Below are 1,420 nucleotides of genomic sequence, written 5' to 3'. Positions count from 1 at the left end.
GGGCGTGGCGGTGGGCGTGGTGGCGGGCGGGCTGTAGAAGACCCGGGTCGTAAGCGTCTCCCGCGGGCTGAAGGTGGTCAGCGCTGCCGCGGCCACCACGGTTTTCAGGGTGGACGCCGGCGCGGTCGGCACGTCGGAACGGCGGTCCAGCAGTACGGCCCCGGTCAGCGCGTCTACCACGAGCCCCGCCGGGTTGCCCAGCGCGGGATTCGCCAACGGGCCGGCAAGCCGGGCGTCCAGCGCGGCCGGATCGGCGGTCCGGGCTGCCGGGTCGAGCGCGGCGAGGGGAACCGCGGCTGGCCGGGAGACGGTGGGGGTAACGCCCGGCTGCTGTACCGGGGCGACGGACAGCTGGCCGGCAAGCAGCGCCCCGGCGATGGCGGTGAGCCCGCTGACCCGGCCAGGCGTCGCAGGGGTCACGTGCGCGAGACTACGTCGGGTGAATCCGAGTCGCGCCATCGGAGTGGGGAATATCCCGAACAGACCCCATGGCCGGTCGGCGCCGGGAGCTCCACCGATGGGCGGCCCCGTCCGTGGACGCGCGATCATACATGATCCTCTTAACGCAGTCCTGGGCGACGGTCATGAGTGCCGACACTGGTAACAAGTACAGAACACGCGGGCGCTCCGGACGGGACGCGCCCATCGACATGACAGGGGACGGTGTGGACCTCGAGTTCGATGTGACCATCGAGATCCCGAAGGGGCAACGTAACAAGTACGAGATGGATCATCATACCGGACGTATCCGGCTCGACCGGATGCTGTTCACGTCCACTCATTATCCCTCGGACTACGGGTTCATCGAGGGTACGCTGGGCCGGGATGGTGATCCTCTGGACGCGCTCGTCCTGCTGGAGGAGCCGACCTTCCCGGGCTGCCTGGTGCGCTGCCGCACGATCGGCATGTTCCAGATGAGCGACGAGAAGGGCCCGGACGACAAGGTGCTGTGTGTGCCGGTCGCGGACGTCCGGCAGGAGCACCTGCGTGACATCAGGCACCTTCCCGAGTTCGACCGGCTGGAGATCCAGCACTTCTTCGAGGTCTACAAGGACCTGGAGCCGGGCAAGTCGGTCGAGGGCGCGTCCTGGGTCGGCCGGACCGAAGCGGAACGGGAGATTCTCGCCTCGATCCTGCGCGAGAAGGAGTCCGGCGCCTTTGTGGAGCCGCATGACGGTGACTTCAGGCCCGATGTTTCGGCTGACGATGACTCCGTGCGGGAGGTGAAGTCCGCGTGAGGCGCGCCTGACGCGATCAGGACACAGCCGTGGCAGCCGTTGAGTGCGGTCGTGGTGGGTGATCTTTGATGATTGATCGCCACGACCGCGATCAGCGGCTATTGGAAGTTCGTGAAGCAATAAGTAGCTCTCCGTAATCAGAGGTTTTTCCGCGGCGGCCGGACCGGCGCGCTGGGGTCCTA

At 67.3% G+C, this 1,420-nt stretch carries 2 protein-coding genes; one reads left to right on the top strand and one right to left on the bottom strand.

The genetic code is table 11. From position 1 onward, the window contains the following. Positions 1–459: D-alanyl-D-alanine carboxypeptidase (locus tag MJ783_RS19995; protein ID WP_239312606.1), on the bottom strand; the 459-nt coding region annotated here is incomplete at its 3' end. A 206-nt stretch (positions 460–665) separates the two neighbouring features. On the opposite strand from MJ783_RS19995, the gene MJ783_RS19990 reads away from it, so the two are divergent. Then, entirely contained in the window at positions 666–1,238 is a 573-nt protein-coding gene (locus MJ783_RS19990; protein ID WP_305039239.1) for an inorganic diphosphatase, read from the top strand. The last annotated feature ends 182 nt before the right edge of the window (positions 1,239–1,420 follow it).

The sequence above is a fragment of the Protofrankia sp. Cj3 genome, assembly GCF_917627355.1.
In the GTDB taxonomy this organism is placed as follows: Bacteria; Actinomycetota; Actinomycetes; order Frankiales; family Frankiaceae; genus Protofrankia.
The sequence above is the reverse complement of the archived record's forward strand: the minus strand, read 5'-3'. Positions and strand labels throughout refer to the sequence as shown.